The organism is Nocardia sp. CC201C, from assembly GCF_030010695.1.
Lineage (GTDB): Bacteria > Actinomycetota > Actinomycetes > Mycobacteriales > Mycobacteriaceae > Nocardia > Nocardia otitidiscaviarum.
The window spans coordinates 1-1,430 of record NZ_JASCXP010000718.1 but is presented as its reverse complement, the minus strand read 5'-3'; the positions used below and the strand labels follow the sequence as shown (position 1 = coordinate 1,430).

Below are 1,430 nucleotides of genomic sequence, written 5' to 3'. Positions count from 1 at the left end.
CGATGGTGCGGGCGTCCGGATGCAACACCGCCACCACCCGGTCCAGGTCACCGGAATACATGGCCTCGATGAGCCGCTGCACGACGGCCTCGTGCTCAGGATCGGGAACCGGCTCCGGGCTGCGCGCCGCGGCCTTGCGCGCCCGCGCGGCGAGCTGCCGAGCGGCGTCGGTGGAAATGTCCAGGATATCGGCGATCTCGTCGAACGGCACCGAAAAGGCTTCGTGCAGAACGAAAGCCACGCGCTGCGGCGGAGTGAGGTTGTCCAGCACGATCATCGCCGCGAAGCGGGCGTCCTGCTTGCGGACCACCGCGGCCAGCGGATCGGGGGTGCTGGAGGGGTTCGGCGCGGTCACGATCGGCTCCGGAAGCCACTGCCCCACATAGGTTTCCCGGCGCACCGCGGCACTGCGCAGGCGATCCAGGCAGATGCGGCTGACCACGGTGGTGAGCCAGGCGCGCAGATCCTCGATCTCGTACTGGGGCGTGGTGGCCAGGCGCAGCCAGCTCTCCTGCACCGCGTCCTCGGCGTCGGTGACGCTGCCGGTCAGCCGATAGGCCACCGCGAGCAGGTGCGATCGATGGGATTCGAACAAATCGGCGAGCAGTGCGGCAACCACCGTGGTGATCCTATGCCAGCATGAGGCGATGGACCCGAGCACCCTGTCGAACGGAACGGTCTGGCTCACGCCGCCCACGGTGTACGACATCGACGCCATCACCACCTGCTGTCAGGAGCCGTCCATCGGGGAATGGACCACCATGCCGGTGCCCTACCTGCGCGAACACGCCGAGGGCTTCGTGACCGACATCGTGATTCCCGGATGGGCCGCGCGCAGCCCCACCTGGGCGGTGCGGACGGCGGCGGACGGGCCGGTGGTGGGCATGATCGGCCTGCACCCCACCATCCGCCCGCAGGACGAGACCGCCGAGATCGGCTACTGGCTCTGCCCCGCCGTCCGCGGTCGCGGCCTCATGACCCAGGCCGTGGATCTGGCCTGCACCGCCGCCTTCGCCCCCACACCCTTCGGCTACGGCCGCCTCGAATGGCGCGCCATGGTGGGCAACCACCCCTCCGCGGCCGTGGTCCGCCGCACCGGCTTCCGCTACGAGGGCATCCTGCGCGGCGGCATGGTGCAGCGCGGCATCCGCCGCGATATCTGGATCGCGGGCCGCCTCGCCACCGACCCACCCGGCCAGGCCCCGGCCTGGCCCGCCGAATTCGACCGCGATTGAACACCCGACCACCGCGCCACGCCGAACCGCGAACCCACGTGCGGCCCGCTCCGCAGCCGGACACGATACAACGGGCGGCCAGCCACCGGGAGTGATCGGAGGCGAACGACCAGAGGTGGTCGAAACATCCGGGGTGGGCGCTCGTAGGCTGGGGGCATGACGCTCGAGGAGGTTGCGGGCGAGCTGTACGGCCTC

The 1,430-nt window shown here is 70.5% G+C and carries 2 protein-coding genes; one reads left to right on the top strand and one right to left on the bottom strand.

Going from position 1 to position 1,430, the window contains the following annotated elements:
• Positions 1-619, bottom strand: a 619-nt coding sequence (gene sigJ, locus QK444_RS36245) for an RNA polymerase sigma factor SigJ (protein ID WP_282786633.1), incomplete at its 3' end; no start/stop codon positions are given.
• Positions 620-647: 28 nt separating this feature from the next.
• Here sigJ and QK444_RS36240 point away from each other — a divergent pair.
• Complete coding sequence (locus QK444_RS36240) at positions 648-1,235, top strand: GNAT family N-acetyltransferase (RefSeq protein ID WP_282786631.1); 588 nt, start codon at positions 648-650, stop codon at positions 1,233-1,235.
• The last annotated feature ends 195 nt before the right edge of the window (positions 1,236-1,430 follow it).